Origin of the sequence: Methylobacterium sp. GC_Met_3, assembly GCF_026540775.1 — a bacterium.
In the GTDB taxonomy this organism is placed as follows: Bacteria; Pseudomonadota; Alphaproteobacteria; order Rhizobiales; family Beijerinckiaceae; genus Methylobacterium.
In genome coordinates this window covers 1-18,038 of record NZ_JALNUL010000061.1, presented here as the reverse complement: position 1 = coordinate 18,038, position 18,038 = coordinate 1, and the positions used below count along the sequence as shown (strand labels likewise).

The window sequence follows — 18,038 nt, the reverse complement described above, 5'->3', positions numbered from 1 at the left end:
CTAAGCGGTAGTCGGCTATCGTTTGGCCGAGCGCTGAGGTGAAATCGTGTTCGACTTCACGCTTGCGGCTCACTCACCCGACGACATCGCTCACGTCATCCAGGTTTCGCTGGCACCAGCCTTCATTCTCGCCGGCCTCGCGCAGATGCTCAACGTGTTCTCGGCTCGTCTCGCGCGGATCGCAGACAAAGTGAACGCGACCGCCCGCGACCTCAACAGGGTCAATCCTGCGGAGGCTCATCATCTCTCGCAGGAGCTGTCTTACCTGCGGCGACGGTCGTTTGTGCTTGATGCGGCTGTGGTGTGCGTCTGTATCGGCGCTGGATTGATCCTCAGCTCGATCCTGACCCTATTCGTGGGGGCATTACGAGATGCGGCGGCAGCCTCTGTGCTGTTCGCCTGTTTTGGAGCCGGCTTGCTCTTCACCATCTGCGGGCTCGGTGCCTTCCTGACCGAGATCCTGATGGCGGGTCGGGGCATCCGCGTAGAAGTCGATCGACAGCAGGATCAAGCCGCAACTGTGGAGCACAGCTAAGCGCACTCGCTGAACAGAACAGCACGCACTCGTATCGCTACTAATCGCCAAAAATTCTGAGAGTTGGCGTTGTCGCTTTAGCAAGGTGACAGATCGAACGGCGCTGAACTCAGATAAACAAACATGTACAATGACTTGGCGAGCCGCTCGCACTATCTTTGTCCAACAGATGTCCGATAAGGCTGTTGGATCGGTGGCAGATAGCCCCCTCATTACCGCGCAGAAGTCCTCACACCGGAGCCGCGTCACGAACGGCAGCGCGCCGCTGCAGAACGTGGACGGCCGCTTGGGCTGGGCGCGGCGCATGCGGGACCTCATGGCACTCACCTGTCCGACCTCGACGGCGAGGTTGCGATATCTGCCGCGGAGAAGTCCATCATTCGCCGGATCGCGATCCTGACCGTCGAACTGGAGCGAATAGAGGAGCGGTTCGCCACGGACGGCGAGGCCGATGCCGACGCCCTGGGCCTCTACAGCCGGACCAGCGGGAATTTGCGTCGGTTGCTTGAGGCCATCGGCCTGCGGCAGCGTCCCCGGGACGTGACCCTTGACCTCACGACCTACATTGAGGGTCGTGCGGCATGAGAGACTTGAACACACGCCTTCGGAAGCTGGAGAGCACCATCCGCCCGCAGCAGCACCGCACGGTGCGCCATTTCGCAATAGAGGGCCCGAAGGATTTGCCCAGGGATGCTGCGGTCGCCTTCCTCCGGGAGTGCGGTCACGAGATCCGCAATGACGAAGACGCCATCATCCGGATCATGATCGCAGCCGGGCGAGACCTGCCGCTGAAGGACATCACGGCGGAGTGCTACCCATGAGCCCCGGTCCTGTTCTTTTCCTGTTGTTTACAGGAAACGGCCGCCCGTCGGGGTGCCGCTGATGGCGAACGAGGCGACCCAGTTCGAGCCCGGCCAGAGCGGTAATCCTGGCGGCCGTCCGCGTGGCGCTCGCGACCGCTCGACCAAAGCCCTGGAGGCGATCTTTGACGGTGAGAGCGAGGCCCTGACCCGCAAGGTGATTGAGTTGGCCAAGGACGGCGACACAGTCGCGTTGCGCATGTGCATGGACCGCCTGATGCCCGTCCGGAAGGATCGGCCGATCACCTTCACCTTGCCGGAGATTGAGACCCCGGCCGACCTCACCAAGGCAACTCGCGCGCTAATGCAGGGCGTGGCGGATGGCGAGATCACGCCGAGCGAAGCGGCCGAACTGTTTAAGCTCGTGGACGCCCACGTCAAGGCGATCAGCGCCGCGGACTTCGCGGGACGGCTCGCCGCCTTGGAGCAGTCTGCCGGTAGCAAAGGATCACGTCGATGACGCCACGCGCGATGGATAGGCTGGCCCGGTTGGAGGCGAACGCCGCCCGGCCCACAACCGGCAAGCACCTCATCTTCCGGATCGAGGCTCGAAGCGGCACGCCGACCGACGAGATCGTCACCTTCCTGAAGGACCGCGGCCACTCCATCCATGAGGGTGACGACGTGTTCGTGATGAACGTCAGCGCCTATGGGATGGCCGAAGGCGAGCCGCCGCGCGATCTGTCGCCCACTCTGCTAACCGAAGAAGCGCGGGCGATGGCTTCGGCGGCGGGGCAGTGGCCGAAGGGCTGCGAGCGGTTCACGTTCCGCCTGGATAGCCCGAGGGACCTGCAATGATCCCGAGGCTGATGGTGCGCCTCGCTGCTTTGGAGGCTGCCCGGCGCTCTGCGGGCACAAGCCGATCGGAGAGCTTGCCACATTTGTGGCAGTTCAGCCACAGTTCCCTTCAAACCCTTCGTGTCCGGATGAAACCGTGTTGCTGAGCGTAACAGTTCAGGCATGATCCCGCCCCAGCAAGCCTCCACGATTTGAGAGCCTGCCGGAGCACGCCACCAAGACGCGGGCCCAAACAACAATGAGCGGTTTGACCTGAAAAATCAGGCAGTGCCGCGGTTACGGGTCTCGCAGTTTCGGGGTTGCTGATGAAGTTCCTAAAGAAGTCCCTCCTTGGGTCCGCCGCCGCATTCGCGGCAGTGGGTGCCGCGCACGCCGCCGACCTGCCGGTCAAGAAGGCCGTGCCGATCGAGTACGTCCGCGTCTGTAGTGCCTACGGCGCCGGCTTCTTCTACATCCCCGGCACCGACACCTGCCTGCGCGTTTCGGGCCGTGCCCGGTTCGAGGGTGGATACCAGACCAGCTATACCCGCCAGGCCGGCGCGGCTGGTGACACGTCCGGCTACCAGGGCCGGATGCGCATCAACCTCGATGCCCGCACCCAAACCGCCTACGGCACGCTCCGCGCCTTCGTGCGCCTCGATGCCGGCGCCCGCACGGGCTACTCCGGCGTCGGCACCTCCGGCACGCAGCAGCGGATCGGCCAGGCCTATCCCGGCATCGGCACCGACAGCTTCGGCCGTGACCAGCAGTACATGAACGTCGACAAGGCGTTCATCCAGTTCGCCGGGCTCACCGCCGGTCGCGCGTCGTCGTTCTTCGACTTCTACGCCCACGACTTCGAGTTCGCCGGTGCCACCGCGGGTTCAGACAACTTCTCGACCAACCTGCTGGCCTACACCGCCACGGTCGGCAACGGCCTGTCGGCCACGATCTCGATCGAAGACCCGGTCTTCCGCCGCACCCCGATCTTCTCGCCGACCAACATCTCCGCGACGGTCAACACTGGCGCCGTGCAGAATTTCGGCGTGACCAACCAGCCGACCCCGGTCTTCGTCGGCCCGGGCCGTTTCGGCAATATCGACAGCATCGAGCGCTCGCGCCTGCCCGACTTCGTCGGCGTCGTGCGCCTCGATCAGGCCTGGGGTTCGGCCCAGCTCTCGGCCGCCACCCACGAGCTGAACGTCGGCAACCTCTCGACCGCCGCCAGCACCGGCACCGGTCCGATCCTCGTCCCGGCCCATACTCGCAACGTTCAAGGGTTCGCGGTCCAGGGCGGCCTGAAGATCAACGCGCCGTTCATCGCCCCGGGCGACGCCCTGTACCTGCAGGGTGCCTACGGCGAGGGCGCGCAGCTCTACACCGGCTACTCTCAGTACACCGGCTCGTACACGCAGAGCACCACGACCATCCAGGGCCAGAAGTTCGCCCAGTACTTCGCTGACGCGACGGTCAATCCGTTCACCGGCCAGCTGCAGACCTCGACCAGCTTCACGGCGGTCGCGTCGTACCTGCACTACTGGACGCCGGAATGGCGCTCGGCCTTCTTCGGCTCCTACGGCGAGCAGAGCTTCGGCCAGGGCGCACGCCTCGCCCAGGGCGCGATCTACAACCTCGTGAGCGGTCTGGCCGGCAGCAACCCGTTCGGCGCCAACGCCGTCGGCACGCCCGGTACCCGGTTCTTCAACCTGAGCCAGGCGCTGCGCGACACCTACCAGTTCGTGGCGGGTGGCAGCATCATCTGGTCGCCGGTCAAGGATCTCGATATCGGCGTGGAGGCGTTCTACACCCAGATCGGCCTGAAGAATGGCCGGGCGATCGATCTCGACAAGAGCCCGACCGCCTACGCCAACGTCGCCGGCATCAACAACGGTACCTTCGCGGTCCGTACCGCCACGCAGGACTCGGTCTCGCAGGTCCGGTTCCGCGTCCAGCGCGACTTCTAGTTTCCCAGTTCGAGACCGGTTGTTCCCAAAGCTTCCCGATCTCGATGTCCCCGTGCAAAGGGACCCAACTAGCCCGGCCAAGAGGCCGGGCTTTTTCGCATCCAATGGGGTGTACCTGGAACGGAGCTACTTTCCACCGCCGCTGCCGGTCGAACCGACGCGGGACGGCTGGCCCTCATTGCCAGCAGCTGCGGAGTCGGTCGCGATACCGTCAGCGGCACGTCCGGTCGGCAAATACGTTGCTGCCGGCGCATCGCCGGTTGAGCCAGGCTGCCGCGTCACGACGCCGGGGGCGCCGGGTGGTACTATGACCGTGGTACCCGTAGGCGTCTCGATGACGGCCTGCGCGAAGACGGGCGAAATGAAAGCCGTAGAGATGACGGCAGCGAGGGCAAGCTTGTTCATGCTGGACTCCTGACGGAACATGTGCGGCAGGAAACTCCTGAAGCTTGCGGCAATTCACGTTGCGCGCGATCGATCCAGCAATGCTTTACGTCGACGTTATCTATGTGCGCCCCCGCACTCAAGTTACATTCGGAAACACGGGATTGGCGCTGCTATCTTTTCGTTATAGGTGCGAAGCGTGAGGTTCTTATGAGGCCGGGCGAGCCGTGATACCATGGCCGCCCGACTGTTGGATCAGTTCAGTTCGTTTTCGCGCCAAGTTCGCCAAGGTGACGCTGTACGATGCGGTGGGTCTCAGCGGCGAAAGCCTTGAGGTCTGGGTTGGTCCCAGCCTTGGCCTCCTTAGCGAAGGCGGCCCCGTCTGCGTCGTGAATGGCCTTCATGTCCTTGACATAGGCAGAGTCGAAGGCCGCGCCCGACAGGCCTTTCATCCGGTCGAGCCGCCCCTGGAACTCGGTGTTGAGCGTGTCGGGGAAGGGGAGGCCGGCGCCGGTGGCGATCGACTTCAATTTGTCGCCCACGAGGCTATGGTCATGCGCTTCGGTGTTGCCCTGGTCCTTGATGTCCTGACGCGCACCCTTGCCCTCAGCGAGCTTTCCAAGTTCGACCTCATACATCCCGCCCTGCGAGACCTTGGCGACGAAAGCCTTATCCTCATCGGAGACGGCCGCGGCTTGAGCGGCCACGAGCCCAGTCAACGACAGGGTTGCAGCAAGGAAGAGGCGAGCGGTCGGTCGGCTGTAGGGCATCGGATGAAACTCCTGTCGCTCGACGCAAACTCACCTGCCATCTGTATGATGCATCACGGTTTGCTGAGCTTGCGCGAGCGGCCAAAGGTGCATTGACGTTGCCTCAGCGATCGAGATGCACCCGCAGGCGAAGAAGCTGCTGGCCGAGGAGGCCACCACGCTGGGCCTGCGCTGCACGATGGTGAAGACCGCCATCGTCATGGGCTTCCCGGTTTGAGGATGAGCGACGATCCCGAAGCCACACACGAGCGCACCGCGATCCAGCACATGATGCGGCGCCTCGACGGGTTCGCGCGGGGGCTCGGTTTGGACGAGGCGAACATGCGCCAAATCGTCGAGCAGGTTGTGGCCGACATGCCGATGCGCACGGACGATGAGCGGCTGGCCGAGGCCCGCAACCGGCTGATCGTTGCGTCGGCGTAGGTGGCCGACCGACTGATGTCCGATCAGTCCAGGATGTTCTGGATCAGACTGCGGTTCGCACTGATGAACGCGATGGTCCCGTCGATATCGCGCAAAACCTTTTCCGCAGCGGCTCGGGCCTCGGTGCCGTGGTCAAGGCCGGTGACGACACGGGCGTGCTGCTCGCGGCGCTGCTCAGCCTCGGCGAGATCCCGTTCCGTCTGGGCGAGCAGGCCCCGAAGGTGCTGATCGGACGGTGTCGGCATGGTGGTTATGCCCCTCCAGCCAATGGCATTAGCCCCGCCTCCCGATCTGATCACGGGCTGGCGGGGGAGGTCGTTTATCTCACCGGCGTCCGCGTAGAGTGCTGGGATTTGGTTAGCGCGCCGTCACCTGAGCCAGCGTGGCCTTGTGCCGGAACAAGCCACACACGAGGCGGAAGGGCAGGCGTACCAGCTTGTAGGCTGCGTGAGCAGCCATCACGGAGAGGACGGCAAGCAGCGCCAGAAGGGTGTTCAACAACGCAGGTACTCCCGGCGGTATGAACACGGCGGGCCGCCTCCACCATTGCCCCCAAGGAGGCGCGCCGATCGCGGCGGCACTGTGAGGCCGGCCGAGATGCCGCGACTGCGCCGGCGAGGCCGCACCGAGGCTAGGGGGGCCGGCTCCGGTGCGGCTCTTCCAGCGTTCGCCCCCCGGCCTAGCGCCGCGTTCATCCTGGCATGGTATGGTAAATAATCCGTCAACGGGTGTGGTTCTGTTCTCGGATAGCTGTGACAGGCAGCCGTTTGATGCTGGCGTTCTCGGCCCGTTCCGCGCCTACGCGCGGACCCCGGGACCGGATCTACCGCCATTCGACTGCCGCGCAGTGGAATGAACGACCTGTCGTGAACGTCGCCAAACCTGATGTGCTATCATCCTTTGTTATGCTGGAGGCGGCCTTGATAATTCGATCTGTTATCGCAGTGTTACTCGTAGCCACCTCGGCGATTGCGGCCCCTGCCCATCGGCAGCCCACACCGGGCGCCGTGCAGCCAAGCGGCGATCCGAGCAGCATCACGGGGATGGATCCAAAAACTAGAGCTCAGGCGGACAAAGCAGAACGCGAGCGAGTTGCGCAGCAGAAATCGTTTGATGACAAAATGGGCAGGACAATGAATACTATCTGCCGCGGTTGCTAAAACATAGTACCAGTTCACGCCCTCCTCGAACGCCTGATGGCGCACCAGCGCACGCTCGTCTTGGCGATGGCCGAGCACGATGGGCTGCTGATTAGGAGCGCAATTCGAGCCTTCCACGGGCCGGAGAATGTCAATGCGGCCTCAGGAGCGGTAGCGGCCGAATTACTATGAACTGGTATGCGGCTTGCCGTGGCGAACGCCGAATAGGCATTGCTCAGATTAGCAATCCAAAGGCTATGACTTGAGCAGTCGCACCAATCTTGCTTCACCAGAGTATACGATAGCCGCGGTCCGCGGAGGAGCGGTTTCTCGTGCAGGAGCATTATGCCCGACCGTCGATCCGTGCTTCTGACGCTCGCCGCTTCTGCACTCGCACCCGCGTCCAGTGCTTACGCGATCGGGGCGCCGGAGCGCATCCAGCTCTGGCCGGGTGAGCCACCCGGCGGGGGCGGTCCGCAGGGACCGATTGCTCGTGACGACAGCGGTGCTGTCAGCAATATCGCGACGCCCGTGCTGGAGGTGTTCTCTCCTGAGAACCCGACCGGTGTCGCGGTCCTCGTGGCCGGCGGGGGCGGCTACACCCGCATCGGGATCGTCAAGGAGGCGTTACCCGCCGCGTTTTGGCTCGCCGCCCAAGGCATCACAGCCTTCGTGCTAACCTATCGCCTGCCGCGCGAGGGCTGGCAGGACGGTCCTCTCGTGCTGCTGCAGGATGGGCAGCGCGCCATGCGTCATATCCGAGCTAATGCCGAGCGGTACCGGATCGACCCGAACCGCATCGGGGTGATGGGCTTCTCGGCAGGCGGACATCTTTGCGGCATGCTCGCCGCACGCTCGGATTACCGCTCTTATCCGCAGGTAGACGCGATAGACGACCTATCCGCCCGCCCCGATTTCGCGGCGCTGCTGTACCCAGTGGTCAGTTTGGGACCGCCCTATGACAGAACCACTACCCGTCGCTCTCTCGTCGGCGAGACACCGACGCTGGAAATGAGCGAGATGTGGTCGCTTCAAACCTACATCAAAGTGGGGTGCCCTTCGATCTTCCTGGTGCAGGCCGACGACGACCAGGTGATCAGTCCCGAGCACAGCCGCGTCCTCGACGAGGCCTGCCGCGAGGCACGCGTGCCAGTCGAGTATCACCGCTTCGCCGTGGGCGGTCATGGCTTCGGGATCGGTCAATCGGACGCCCCCGTCGCTCTCTGGCCACGCCTCTGCCGGCTATGGCTGACGAGCATTTCGGTGATGCGCTGAGTGAAGAGTCCCGATACCCTCGACCCGAACGCGCAGTTGCCTGTGACGCTTTTAGCCGAACCAGGGCAGGTTATGGGCGCGCCCGATCGACTGTCTGAGCCCGAACGGAAAAAGCCCGTCCGAGACGCACGGGTCGACGTGGTGCGCGGCTTCGCGCTGCTGACGATCTTCGTTGACCATATTCCACGCAACGCCCCGGCCCTGCTCACGCTGCATAATTTCGGTTTCTCTGACGCCGCCGAGATCTTCGTGCTGCTGGCTGGCTACTCGTCGATGATCGCCTATGGCGGCCTGTTCCGCCGGTCCGGCTTCTGGACGACCCTCATCCGCATCGCCAAGCGGTGCGGGCGGATTTACCTGTTCCATGCCGGGCTGCTGCTCGCCACCCTGATCATCGTCCGGATCTGGATGGATCTCACCGGGCTCGTTCCGCGCTTTGGGGTGGCACCGCTGCTGGAGATGGGCCTCGTGCCGGGCCTGCTGCGTGGCCTCGCGCTGAACGCGCTTCCCAACTACCTCGACATCCTACCGCTTTACATTCTGCTGCTAGCCTTATTTCCGCTCATCTACTTCGGAATGCAAAACGGGGTCTGGGGCGTGCTGGCGCTCTCAGGCACACTTTGGCTCGCGGCCAACGTCGACCACACCTTGAACTTGCCCAATGCTACGGCGGTCGATGACGGGTGGTATTTCAACCCATTCGCATGGCAGTTCCTGTTCGTAATCGGGGCAGCCTTGGCGCTCGCGATCCGGGCCGGGGACGGCCTTCTGCCCAGGAGCAACTGGGCTGCGGCGGCGGCCGGTCTCTATCTCGGCTTCGGGCTAGTCCAGGGCGGATCGTGGGTAGATTGGGGTCTGCCGGATCTTAGGCTGCTGGCGATTGAAGCCCCGGACAAGAGCCACGTCGTGCCGCTACGCCTGCTCCACATCTTGGCGCTGACCTACTTGGTGTTCAGCACGCCCGCGGTAGCGCGCGTCTGCCAGTGGCGGCCGCTTCGACTAATTGATGCTTGCGGCCGGCACTCGTTGGAGATCTTCGCGGCCGGCTGCTTGGCGGCGTTGATCGGTCGTATCCTTTATCGGACTTTCGACACCTCTTGGCCGCTGCAGATCGCAGTCAACCTCAGCGGCTTCGCGGTCATGCTAACCCTCGCTAGCTTCCTCGATCACCGCGCACGGGGCCGCACTGCAAACTCGCGGCCTTCTGCCAGCGGTGCCACATCATCCACGATCGGCCAGAGCATCAGCGGCGGCGGTGGCGCACGTTGTTCCGGCGGAAGTCGCTCAGCAACCTGTTCGGCGAGCCGTATCCGCCGCGGTAGCAGACCTGTCTCAGGCGTGCTGTCAAGATAGCTCGGGCTACCGAGCCCATCGCCCGAGCCGCCGCTTCCACCGCTCACCAAGTGGCAGGGTGCTCGGCTGCTTCACGGTACGCACCACGTGCGGCTGCCGTACTGATGCAAGTTTCGGTGCAGGTGTAGCGGCTGCAATCTCGACGGTAGGCTCGGTGATTGGCAGCTCGATCGTCAGGACAGCAACCGGCTTAGCCTTGGGTGGCCGCCCGCGTCGCGGCTTTGGCAAGCCATTCTCCGCTACGTCCGCGGTCTCTGGCTCAACCGGCACAAACACCGGCTCGATCAGGTTAGGAAGGATCCGGCGAGGCTCCTGGGCCGGTGTCTGCGGCTCGGCTGCGGAGAGCCAGAACACCAGAGGTCGCGGGGCAACGGGGGCTGTGTCGCGATGCGGGATGATCGGACGTTGGCGTCCACCGGACTTGGTCTCGACGGTGAACGATCGCGGCGAGCGGTTACGCATTTTTGGAGTCATGACGATCGATCATCGTCACGAATATGCGGACAGCGAATTAACAAACCGATGCACCGACGGCGCGGCGGAGGTATCGGATGCACCCAACACGCATCGCGCTCGACCGACCTGGCCTCGAACAAGGCGTGCATGTAGCGGTGCTACATACACGGGTGCGGTTCAGCGAACGACGACTTCGCGGCGATGGGCAGCGTCATGGTGAGTGTGGCGGTGGTGGAGCCGAGGTGCGCGGTTCTGAGAGTAGCCCGATATCGGATCTGCTTCGGCTGTCGGCCGGGTTGGACCGCTTAAGAGCGCACCGAATAAGCCGCCAGGTCTGTATCCTTCAGCGGCCACAATCCTAGTGGCCTTTTCGATGCTCATATCGCAGGCGCTCGTCATACCCTGGAGGGCGCCGAGGGCCCGCTCGTATTCAGGGAGATTGGTGCAGCCCGGTGAGGTCCAAGCCCAAGCCGGAGCGGAGCCGACTAACCCGGCGACAAGGCCGATACCCGCTAAGCCTTTCCTGAACCTCACAGTCATCCCTCCTCAATGCCACTCGTCCTATAACAGTAGGCAGAGACCCAACGATCCTAGCTGTGCCACGCGGCTCATCAGCCTCCAGCAGGCCCGGGCTATGTTCGACCCGGGGAGGTTCTACGAGATGCTGCGCAACGCAGGCGTGCGGGGCGTCTGAGCTGAAGTCATGCTGCCCTGGCATACACCTGCGATAAGGGGCGGCCGCGATGGCGTTGCGATGCTCAGTTGTCCTGGAATGCGTCAGGAAGCGTAAAGGGGTTGCAGGCATGATCAAAGGCCAGCTGTGCTAGGGGTTGGTCATGCATTGGGTTGCTGTTGTCCTTGCCGCCTACGCTGTCGGCTTCGTCGAGTTCTGGCGCCTGTGTGAGGCTGCGCCGCATATGCACGATTGAGCTGGCGCCGCTGTAGCTCGAACGTCGGCTACGTAGCAGCCTACCTGCTACCGCGCTGGGCCAGCACCGCCGGGATCGTGCGCAGCATGATCGCGATGTCCCGGCGCAGGCTCCAGCGGCTGGCATAGTCCAGATCCAGCGCCACCCGCTCGGCGTAGCTCGTGTCCGAGCGGCCCGACACCTGCCACAGCCCGGTCACGCCAGGGGGCACGGCAAAGCAGGTCTGGAACGCCCGGCCGTAGCGGGCGACCTCGGCCGGCACGATCGGGCGGGGCCCGACCAGGCTCATCTCGCCGCGCAGCACGTTCCAGAGCTGGGGCAGCTCGTCGAGCGAGGTCTTGCGCAGCACCTGCCCGATCGCGGTGACGCGCGGATCGTTGCTGAGCTTGTGCGTGGCGGCCCATTCGGCCCGGGCCCGCGGGTCGGAGGCCAGATGGGCGGCCAGCACCGCCTCGCCATCGGTGACCATGGAGCGGAACTTGAGGCAGCCGAACGAGCGGCCGTCGCGGCCCAGGCGCATGTGGCGGAAGATCGGGGCGCGGCCATCGCCGGCCCAGACCAGCAGGGCGATGAGCAGAAGCAGCGGCAGCAGCAGGAACAGGGCGGTGACGGCCACGCCGACATCGAGGCCGCGCTTGGCCGCCCAGTTCAGGCGCAGACCGCGGGCGACGAAAGGCGTCTCCGGCGACAGAACATCGACCGCGGCGCCCGCGGTTTCGATCACTCGGCCAGAAGCCAAATCGACGACCTCAGCGATAGTGTCGGTATTGGGGATGCGCTGCACTGCGAGATCACCTCCGACATCTTGGTGTGCTGCAGCTCGCGACATAGCTCATCTTCTCAGTGTATGAAGCAGGTAAAGCAACTCTCAATTAGGTTAATTAATTCTTAATCTTAGATTTACGAAGATTATAGGATGCAGTCGAAAGCTAGCGCTGCGGGCGAGAGCAGATCTTACGTAGTTAATAGCGCAGAACATGTTGCCAATATGGCGCCTCTGCATTCAAAGGCCCCTCGCAGATGGCTACTTACGTATAAAATACGCGTTCTCTTCCGCAAACCCAACGTGGCTTGCGCTGAGGGCGTTGGCGTCGTGCGTGCAGCGCACAAGCGGAAACAACTTTCGGGACCGCCACAAATTCGCTAGAGAAGGGCGCATCACTCCAGTCACGAAGCGGGTCAGGCCCTGCGCAACGCCTGCGCCTGCAGTCGTTCGGCTTCCTCCTGCCACGCACCCCGCTCTGTCCGCATGGCCTCGACCAGGGCGTGCATGTTGCCGGCGTCGATGGAAGTCTCGACGAGCATGTCTTGGGCCGAGGTCAGTTGGTCCCGCAGCTCGGCGTTTTCGGTCGCTAGCGCCAGGAGCAGAGCGGCTACGACATCGCTCATTCCTGCTCCTGTGCTCGAACCGAGCGGCGGCATCTATGGTCCTTGAAGGTCCCCTAGGGGCCATACGGCCGCCGGATCGAGGGCGTTCGGATCGGTAGAGGTATTCTCAGGCGTCAGGGCGACCAGGACCGCGACGGTGAGTAGTGCGACGACACCTACCAGCACCATGCCGACACGCTCTGGATCAAGCCATCGGGCGCGCAGGACAACACACCCGAACGTGAAGGTAGCTGCCTCTGTTAGAGGCACGACGCTGGACAGCCCCAAGATGGCCTCCCCGGGTACGGACTAGCCGCTTGCTTGAGCCTATTTCTGGTCCGCGGCGGTTTTTCCGTCCGTGGGGTTGAGGGCGGCTTCTGCCGCTTTCAGGCCATCCCGAACGCGGGCCAGTGTGGCGGCACGCGTGTCGCCGACTTGGTTCAACGCCTCCAGAAACGCGGTCCAGTCTGACCGCGCCGAAGCTGGGATCTCACTGTCCAGCTTCGCTCGCAGGGTGGCCACTCGCGCCTCTGGCGTAGCTGTCTGCGGTGCCGCTGCGTCGGCGTCGTAGACGCCTACCGCACACATTTCATCGCCCGCCTTCGTGTAGTACGTGGTCTTGGGTTCCTCGATCGTGCTGCCGGGCTTTGGAAATAGATAATGGATCGAGGAAATCTGGCCCGGCTTAGCTGTCTCCACCATGGTCTTGATGAAGTAATTTCCGGTCTTATCATGCAAGTCGCGCACGTCGTGACCTTGCAGGATCGGATTGGGATGAGCGCTCATAACGCCATCGGGTCCGACGCAGAACACGTAACTGTCCGCGGTGCGAAAGCCGTCCATACCCTTGGTGAATGAGGTGAGAGCCTTGGCCTTGTCGGTCACCACGGCCTTGCTCGCCCGGTTTAGCATCCACTTGGCGCCCATCTCGGCGCCGGAACCGCTGTCATCGCAGGATAGACCCGCCTCGCTGTCCCCGCAGGCCAGGACTGTTTGTGGCAGAGCTGCAGCGATGAGAGCAGCAGCTATGATGGCGGCACGTGGGTTCATTGCGGCCTCTCAGCACACCCCACCAGTGCGGAGTGGCGGTATCAGAATGCGCAAGCGCCCATTTTACAACAAGCCAATACAATCATCACGCACTCGTTATCGATCGAGCTTATACAAGCCTACGAACAATGCAGTTTTCACGAATGAATTTTGGTCAGATGCATGCCGTTTGATCAATTGCAGCAACGATGCAACCCTTGCACACCCAGTTCCCCCGCACCGCGCCGGCCCTCACGAGACCGCCCGGCGAAGGCCTCACGGGCGAGGTACAGAGAACTGGCCCACACCTGCCTGTCGCCGCGTGCCCGACTGCAACAGCACCGTGTGGATCGCGAACACCTCGGGCACGTATGCGGGAAGGATGGGCGCTGTAGCAGCTGCACGGGGCGATGTCGCCGCGTTGGCTCGACAGCAGCTCTCGGCATTAGCGCGACTGCGCCGGCGAGGCCGCACCAGGGCCCGCCGTCTCAAGACGACCCCGGTGCTGCTCTTCCGGCGCGCGGCCGAAGCCGATCGCTGAAAGCATGCTGGCGCCTAGTGGTTAACGGATCCTGTCGATCGGCGCAGCTGCTAAGAGGCACGCTGTCGGCGACATGGCATCTCGCCGGCTGCAATTAACGCACCTGCAATTGCCACCATCCGCCGCCCTTGATGACGCGCAGCGTCCAGATCCTCGGGTCGCGGTGGCTGGTTCTCTTTGCCGACGATCGCGGACGCGCCGTAGGGCGAGCCAGCCTCCAACATCGCCTCATCGGTGTAGCCCGTCGGGAGGATCACCATGCCGAGATGCGCCATTGGTGCGTACAGCGACAGTGTGACGACTTCGGATCCGCCATGCGGCCAGGACGCCGTCGCGAAGGCACCTCCGACCTTGCCAGCCAGGGTACCCCGCTTCCACTGGGGGCCGAGCAGATCGAGGAAGTTCTTCAACTCAGTCGCCATCGCCCCAAAGTAGCTCGGCGTGCCGAACAGGATCGCGTCAGCCCATTCGGCATCTTTGTGTGTGGGTGCTTGGTAGAGGTCGTTCTGACGGGCCGCACTCTCAGTCCAGCCTTCGACCTTCGCCATCGCGGCGGCATCAGCCACTTCTCGTGGTCGACGCACACGTACTTCTGCGCCAGCGCCCCGCGCAGCTTCAGCGGCAGCGGTTGCAAGCGCTTCAACACTACCGCTGCGTGAGTAGTAGACGATCAGCAGGCGAGTGGGGTCGGATGTCCGGTCGGCCACAGCACCCTCCTACGGATTGGCGCTACGAGCTGCCGGCTGCGGATAGGATGGATTTCCGCCCGGTACAGCAGTGCTGTTGGAGGGCGACATCGCGCTGCCCTTCCCGTCCTCGGTTCCGGTGATCTGCTTGCGCGATGCGCTCTGGCTCTGGCTCGCGTAGTCAGGCGGAGAGCTTCCACCCTGCCAAATCATGAGCCCAGCCAGCGCTGCCAGCATCAAACTCACGCTGACGATCAGGACGTAGAGGGCCGGTCGGCCGCGCTTTCCCTGCCGGCCATCTTGCCCGGAGAGTTGTTCTGCCACCGATAAACCTCGCTTGCCCGCGGTTGCAGGCGTGAAGATGCAACGGGTCTTCGGTGTGAGAGGTCCGATCCTGTGGCGCTATGGCTCCGCAATCACTGGACGCGCATCTGGATAACCCCGCGGATCCAGACCGCGGGGCAGTCCACTTCACATCCGCGAACGACGCATGTGGTGACGCCGATGACGCTTCATGTGCCGCATGCTCATCATGCCGCGCTGGCCGCCCATCCGCTTCTCTGACGGGCTTTTCACGCTGCCGGGGTTGTTCATGTTGCTCTGAGCACTGCCGCTGCCACTGCCGGCCGGCATCTGAGCGAGAGCCGCCCCTGTGACGGCGAGCGTCAGCGCGGCCGCAAGGGCAAGTGTCTTCATCATAGCGTTTCCTCCAGACGGATCGGTTCGACCAGTCCGGATCTGAACGTCGGCGCGGTTGCTATCGTTCAGGCGCTTGTCATCGCTGCAATCACAAATCGCGCTTGCTACGCAGCCGGAGAGCCAAAATCAGCGCGCCAGGCCAGAACGCGAGGCTGAGGACGGCTATCGGGACGATGGGGCGCCCTTTCCACCAGGCGATGACGACCGGCAGGAACAGGACCGGGATGGCCGCTGCGAGAAAAGCCCAGAATTGAAGGTCGGATAGGTCCATATGCGATCCGTAGCAGCGCTCTAACGCTACGCTTTCTTCACGACAGGCGGCACAGTCCGGCCATCATGCCGATCCGGCCCGAGCACCGCTTCTTCTACCCCATCGACTGGGCGCAGCTCTCGGCCGTAATTCGGTTCGGGCGGGCGAGGGGCTGCTGCGAGGGCTGCGGGCGACCACACGGGCGGATGGTCTATCATCTCGGTGACGGCCGCTGGTGGGACGCGGATGCCGGTCGGTGGCGTGATGGATGGGGTAGGCGGATCCGCATCGCTGCAGAAGCCGACATCCTCGGCCGCGCCCGCCGGACCCGGGTGGTCCTAGCCGCAGCTCATCGAGATCACGACACCTCGAACAACGCGGACGCCAATCTCGCGGCCTTCTGCCAGCGGTGTCACATGATCCACGATCGGCCGGAGCATCAGCGGCGACGCTGGCGCACGCTGTTTCGGCGGAAGGCGCTCGGGGATCTGTTCGGCGGGCCCTACGCGTAGAGCGTCTCCGGTCGCGTCCTGACTGCCGTGGCGGCAGAGTAAACGAACAGTTCACCAACTCAGCGCAATTGCTCGGATCGCCTTGATCCTGATGCGATGTGAAGACGTTCTACCGGCACATCCACCGGAGATACGCAGCCATGCTGATCCTCAACCCACTCACCGGCCAAACTGTCGAGATCATCGTGCCTAGGCCTAAGCTCAAGATGGCTTGAGAACCGCTGCCTGCGGCTTGCGTTTCAAACTCTTAGCTTTGGTGCCAACGTCACGCGTCCATTTCACGCTCTTGCGCGTTCCTGGCCCGCAATCACCCAGCTTTGGGTGAAACAGTTTGGTAGATGGAGGCGGCAATGATGAAAGGCGGATTGCTTTGGCTGCTGGGGATCCCGCTGCCTATCATCTTATTGCTATGGTTCTTCGGCGTGTTTCACTAGATATCAGGTGGGACGGCGTCATGCCCTACACAGTCGAAGTTACTACGCCGCCGATGCATATCGATGGCGAGGAACACGCATCTAGGATGTACCAGCTGCCTGATCCGTTCAACACGGTGGCTGAGGCCAAGGATGCTGCAATCGATCACATCAAAGGGCTTGGGCTCGACCCAGCTGGCGTCCTCTACAATGTGTTCGACCGTGAAGGCTTCACAGTCGCATCCAGCGCGGAACAGCTTGCTGAAGCTGGATAACGCGAAGGCCATGGGCCGGCGCACCGCGGTCTACAGTTCCGCCGCACCGCGCCGACCCTCACGCGACTGCCCGGCCAAGGCTTCACGGGCGAGCCCGGGGAACTGGCCCAAGGGTGCCTGTCGTCGCGTGTTTGCTCACTGCGGGCCGTAAGGTGTCGCGAACGCCGCGGGCACGCCTGTGAGAAGAACCGGCGCTGTAGCAAGCGATAGAATAACTGTCGCCACCGTCAGCCAGTCTGACTGCTCCAGCCTCCCATTCAGGTTCGTGAGAAAGGTCCATCGACCGGTTCGACTTGGGAGCGATCGCCAAGCAGATGGCGGCCCGACGCAATGATCTGGATCGCCTGCCGGTTGTCGCATTCGCGCCGCGCGATGCCTTCCAGATCGCGCAGGTAGGTGACGATCGGCCTGCGAGCATGGTGCCCCAGCCTCATAGCGGGAGTGACCTGCGCGCCGACGTGTTCGGCCACCGTATCCCAGAACGCCGCGGGCGTCGTGGAGACGTCAGTCGTCATGCTGATCCTTATGGTTGGTGCCCCGCCAGCCTCGATCAGGGGGCAGAAACCGAGGCAGGCGAAGCCGACCAGGTGCGTCCAGTCGACAGCGAGGCTAAGGCCGCGGCGACGTCGGCGAACTCACTTGGATCAGAGCGGGGCGTTCGGTCTGCCGGACGACGCTAGACCGTCATCGCATAGCTCGGCCCGTCCTACCGCCCGCGAGAACTCTCACGGGATCGCTTCGGCCGAAGTCGACCGTTGTCACTCGGCGAACGATCTCAAAACCTCCGCCACAGGGCTTTCCACAGCATGGGACAGAACCAACACGGCGGTGTGCCGGATGGGGCATAAGGCAAGGTGTAATGAGAGCCAGCAGCAAGCCGTTCAGGGCGGTCATTCATGCAGCAGCACTCAGATGCGGCGGCTGGTTGAGGCCTGCTGGAACCACGCCTGCTGCCGTGCGTAGATTAGGTCTCGATACCCCAGCGAGACAACCTTCAGCCCCGCCGGCTCAGCCGCGCGGGGCTTTTCATGTGCTGGGCTCGGTTCGTCTCACGCCACGGCGCACAACAACGGGCGGCCGATGATGAGGGCCAACGGAAGATCGTTGAACCAACGTTATGCCGCGACGCTTTCCTCGGCACGGCGCACCCCTTCTGCGTCGAGGCACGGAGGAAACCCATGCGCATCCTGTCTCTCAGCCTGCTGACCGCTTCCAGCCTCGCCGTTCTCTCGCTCCCCGCGGCTGCCGTCCCGGCTGGTCCCGCCTCCGGCATCTCCGCTTCGGACGGTATGACCACGCATGTCCGGATGCATCGCCATCACATGCGGCGTGGACGGATGACATGGGTGCAGCGGAGAGGCGGCCGGCGCTAGGGCCTGTCGTCGCCTGAACGGACTGGC

Annotated in this window: 22 protein-coding genes and 1 pseudogene; 10 read left to right on the top strand and 13 right to left on the bottom strand. The window is 63.5% G+C overall.

Annotated elements, in window-relative coordinates; translation table 11 throughout:
- The first annotated feature begins 46 nt into the window (after positions 1-46).
- From OXS27_RS28860 to OXS27_RS28840, 5 genes are all read left to right on the top strand, one after another.
- Complete coding sequence (locus OXS27_RS28860; protein ID WP_243916109.1) at positions 47-535, top strand: DUF2721 domain-containing protein; 489 nt, start codon at positions 47-49, stop codon at positions 533-535.
- 590 nt (positions 536-1,125) lie between these two features.
- On the top strand, positions 1,126-1,356 hold the full coding sequence (locus OXS27_RS28855) for a hypothetical protein (protein WP_267360814.1): 231 nt from the start codon (positions 1,126-1,128) through the stop codon (positions 1,354-1,356).
- Positions 1,357-1,417: 61 nt separating this feature from the next.
- Positions 1,418-1,855, top strand: a complete 438-nt coding sequence (locus OXS27_RS28850) for a DUF5681 domain-containing protein (protein ID WP_267360812.1) — start codon at positions 1,418-1,420, stop codon at positions 1,853-1,855.
- Positions 1,852-2,193, top strand: coding sequence for a hypothetical protein (locus OXS27_RS28845; RefSeq protein WP_243916106.1), 342 nt, complete (start codon positions 1,852-1,854; stop codon positions 2,191-2,193). Before OXS27_RS28850 ends, OXS27_RS28845 begins: the two co-directional genes overlap by 4 nt.
- 305 nt (positions 2,194-2,498) lie before the next feature.
- Entirely contained in the window at positions 2,499-4,136 is a 1,638-nt protein-coding gene (locus OXS27_RS28840) for a porin (RefSeq protein WP_267360810.1), read from the top strand.
- Between the two features lie 126 nt (positions 4,137-4,262).
- Here OXS27_RS28840 and OXS27_RS28835 read toward each other — a convergent pair whose 3' ends face one another.
- Together OXS27_RS28835 and OXS27_RS28830 are read right to left on the bottom strand one after the other, a co-directional pair.
- Positions 4,263-4,541 carry a hypothetical protein gene (locus OXS27_RS28835; protein WP_267360808.1) on the bottom strand — a complete coding sequence of 93 codons (279 nt, stop codon included), beginning with the start codon at positions 4,539-4,541 and terminating at the stop codon, positions 4,263-4,265.
- Between the two features lie 239 nt (positions 4,542-4,780).
- Positions 4,781-5,227: a DUF4142 domain-containing protein gene (locus OXS27_RS28830; protein ID WP_267360806.1), complete on the bottom strand. Its 447-nt coding sequence runs from the start codon at positions 5,225-5,227 to the stop codon at positions 4,781-4,783.
- Positions 5,228-5,509: 282 nt separating this feature from the next.
- On the opposite strand from OXS27_RS28830, the gene OXS27_RS28825 reads away from it, so the two are divergent.
- On the top strand, positions 5,510-5,713 hold the full coding sequence (locus OXS27_RS28825; RefSeq protein WP_267360804.1) for a hypothetical protein: 204 nt from the start codon (positions 5,510-5,512) through the stop codon (positions 5,711-5,713).
- Positions 5,714-5,736: 23 nt separating this feature from the next.
- Here OXS27_RS28825 and OXS27_RS28820 read toward each other — a convergent pair whose 3' ends face one another.
- The 3 genes from OXS27_RS28820 to OXS27_RS28810 form a co-directional block, all read right to left on the bottom strand.
- Positions 5,737-5,958, bottom strand: a complete 222-nt coding sequence (locus OXS27_RS28820) for a hypothetical protein (RefSeq protein WP_243926119.1) — start codon at positions 5,956-5,958, stop codon at positions 5,737-5,739.
- A gap of 112 nt (positions 5,959-6,070) precedes the next feature.
- Positions 6,071-6,214: a hypothetical protein gene (locus tag OXS27_RS28815; protein ID WP_243926117.1), complete on the bottom strand. Its 144-nt coding sequence runs from the start codon at positions 6,212-6,214 to the stop codon at positions 6,071-6,073.
- A 446-nt stretch (positions 6,215-6,660) separates the two neighbouring features.
- Positions 6,661-6,990, bottom strand: a complete 330-nt coding sequence (locus OXS27_RS28810) for a hypothetical protein (RefSeq protein ID WP_267360803.1) — start codon at positions 6,988-6,990, stop codon at positions 6,661-6,663.
- Positions 6,991-7,215: 225 nt separating this feature from the next.
- Between OXS27_RS28810 and OXS27_RS28805 the strand changes: the two genes are divergently transcribed.
- Positions 7,216-8,127: an alpha/beta hydrolase gene (locus OXS27_RS28805; protein ID WP_267360801.1), complete on the top strand. Its 912-nt coding sequence runs from the start codon at positions 7,216-7,218 to the stop codon at positions 8,125-8,127.
- 72 nt (positions 8,128-8,199) lie between these two features.
- Positions 8,200-9,285 (top strand): annotated as a pseudogene (locus tag OXS27_RS28800) (OpgC domain-containing protein); the annotation flags it as partial.
- 1,620 nt (positions 9,286-10,905) lie between these two features.
- Here OXS27_RS28800 and OXS27_RS28795 read toward each other — a convergent pair.
- From OXS27_RS28795 to OXS27_RS28765, 7 genes are all read right to left on the bottom strand, one after another.
- A complete protein-coding gene (locus OXS27_RS28795) occupies positions 10,906-11,586 on the bottom strand; it encodes a sugar transferase (RefSeq protein ID WP_267360816.1) in 681 nt (226 codons plus the stop codon).
- A 458-nt stretch (positions 11,587-12,044) separates the two neighbouring features.
- Positions 12,045-12,254: a hypothetical protein gene (locus OXS27_RS28790; protein WP_267360799.1), complete on the bottom strand. Its 210-nt coding sequence runs from the start codon at positions 12,252-12,254 to the stop codon at positions 12,045-12,047.
- A 306-nt stretch (positions 12,255-12,560) separates the two neighbouring features.
- Positions 12,561-13,283 carry a cache domain-containing protein gene (locus tag OXS27_RS28785; RefSeq protein ID WP_267360797.1) on the bottom strand — a complete coding sequence of 241 codons (723 nt, stop codon included), beginning with the start codon at positions 13,281-13,283 and terminating at the stop codon, positions 12,561-12,563.
- A 570-nt stretch (positions 13,284-13,853) separates the two neighbouring features.
- Positions 13,854-14,510 carry an NAD(P)H:quinone oxidoreductase gene (gene wrbA / locus OXS27_RS28780; RefSeq protein WP_267360795.1) on the bottom strand — a complete coding sequence of 219 codons (657 nt, stop codon included), beginning with the start codon at positions 14,508-14,510 and terminating at the stop codon, positions 13,854-13,856.
- 9 nt (positions 14,511-14,519) lie between these two features.
- Positions 14,520-14,813 (bottom strand): hypothetical protein, encoded by a 294-nt coding sequence (locus OXS27_RS28775; protein ID WP_267360793.1) that lies wholly within the window; start codon positions 14,811-14,813, stop codon positions 14,520-14,522.
- Between the two features lie 147 nt (positions 14,814-14,960).
- Positions 14,961-15,185, bottom strand: a complete 225-nt coding sequence (locus OXS27_RS28770; protein WP_243924855.1) for a hypothetical protein — start codon at positions 15,183-15,185, stop codon at positions 14,961-14,963.
- Positions 15,186-15,276: 91 nt separating this feature from the next.
- The gene (locus tag OXS27_RS28765; RefSeq protein WP_243924856.1) at positions 15,277-15,459 is read right to left on the bottom strand and encodes a hypothetical protein; all 183 of its coding nucleotides are present in this window, start codon (positions 15,457-15,459) and stop codon (positions 15,277-15,279) included.
- 65 nt (positions 15,460-15,524) lie between these two features.
- Here OXS27_RS28765 and OXS27_RS28760 point away from each other — a divergent pair, with 65 nt between their 5' ends.
- Complete coding sequence (locus OXS27_RS28760; RefSeq protein WP_243924857.1) at positions 15,525-15,950, top strand: hypothetical protein; 426 nt, start codon at positions 15,525-15,527, stop codon at positions 15,948-15,950.
- A 454-nt stretch (positions 15,951-16,404) separates the two neighbouring features.
- Entirely contained in the window at positions 16,405-16,638 is a 234-nt protein-coding gene (locus OXS27_RS28755) for a hypothetical protein (protein WP_243924858.1), read from the top strand.
- 257 nt (positions 16,639-16,895) lie between these two features.
- Here OXS27_RS28755 and OXS27_RS28750 read toward each other — a convergent pair whose 3' ends face one another.
- Entirely contained in the window at positions 16,896-17,153 is a 258-nt protein-coding gene (locus tag OXS27_RS28750; RefSeq protein ID WP_267360790.1) for a hypothetical protein, read from the bottom strand.
- Positions 17,154-18,038 lie beyond the last annotated feature (885 nt).

Coding starts and splice junctions, on each gene's coding strand:
- OXS27_RS28755 (WP_243924858.1), top strand. CDS start 16,405: ATGCCCTACACAGTCGAAGTTACTACGCCGCCGATGCATATCGATGGC.
- OXS27_RS28770 (WP_243924855.1), bottom strand. CDS start 15,185: ATGAAGACACTTGCCCTTGCGGCCGCGCTGACGCTCGCCGTCACAGGG.
- OXS27_RS28820 (WP_243926119.1), bottom strand. CDS start 5,958: ATGCCGACACCGTCCGATCAGCACCTTCGGGGCCTGCTCGCCCAGACG.
- OXS27_RS28765 (WP_243924856.1), bottom strand. CDS start 15,459: ATGGACCTATCCGACCTTCAATTCTGGGCTTTTCTCGCAGCGGCCATC.
- OXS27_RS28750 (WP_267360790.1), bottom strand. CDS start 17,153: ATGACGACTGACGTCTCCACGACGCCCGCGGCGTTCTGGGATACGGTG.
- OXS27_RS28845 (WP_243916106.1), top strand. CDS start 1,852: ATGACGCCACGCGCGATGGATAGGCTGGCCCGGTTGGAGGCGAACGCC.
- OXS27_RS28835 (WP_267360808.1), bottom strand. CDS start 4,541: ATGAACAAGCTTGCCCTCGCTGCCGTCATCTCTACGGCTTTCATTTCG.
- OXS27_RS28840 (WP_267360810.1), top strand. CDS start 2,499: ATGAAGTTCCTAAAGAAGTCCCTCCTTGGGTCCGCCGCCGCATTCGCG.
- OXS27_RS28825 (WP_267360804.1), top strand. CDS start 5,510: ATGAGCGACGATCCCGAAGCCACACACGAGCGCACCGCGATCCAGCAC.
- OXS27_RS28850 (WP_267360812.1), top strand. CDS start 1,418: ATGGCGAACGAGGCGACCCAGTTCGAGCCCGGCCAGAGCGGTAATCCT.
- OXS27_RS28790 (WP_267360799.1), bottom strand. CDS start 12,254: ATGAGCGATGTCGTAGCCGCTCTGCTCCTGGCGCTAGCGACCGAAAAC.
- OXS27_RS28785 (WP_267360797.1), bottom strand. CDS start 13,283: ATGAACCCACGTGCCGCCATCATAGCTGCTGCTCTCATCGCTGCAGCT.
- OXS27_RS28760 (WP_243924857.1), top strand. CDS start 15,525: ATGCCGATCCGGCCCGAGCACCGCTTCTTCTACCCCATCGACTGGGCG.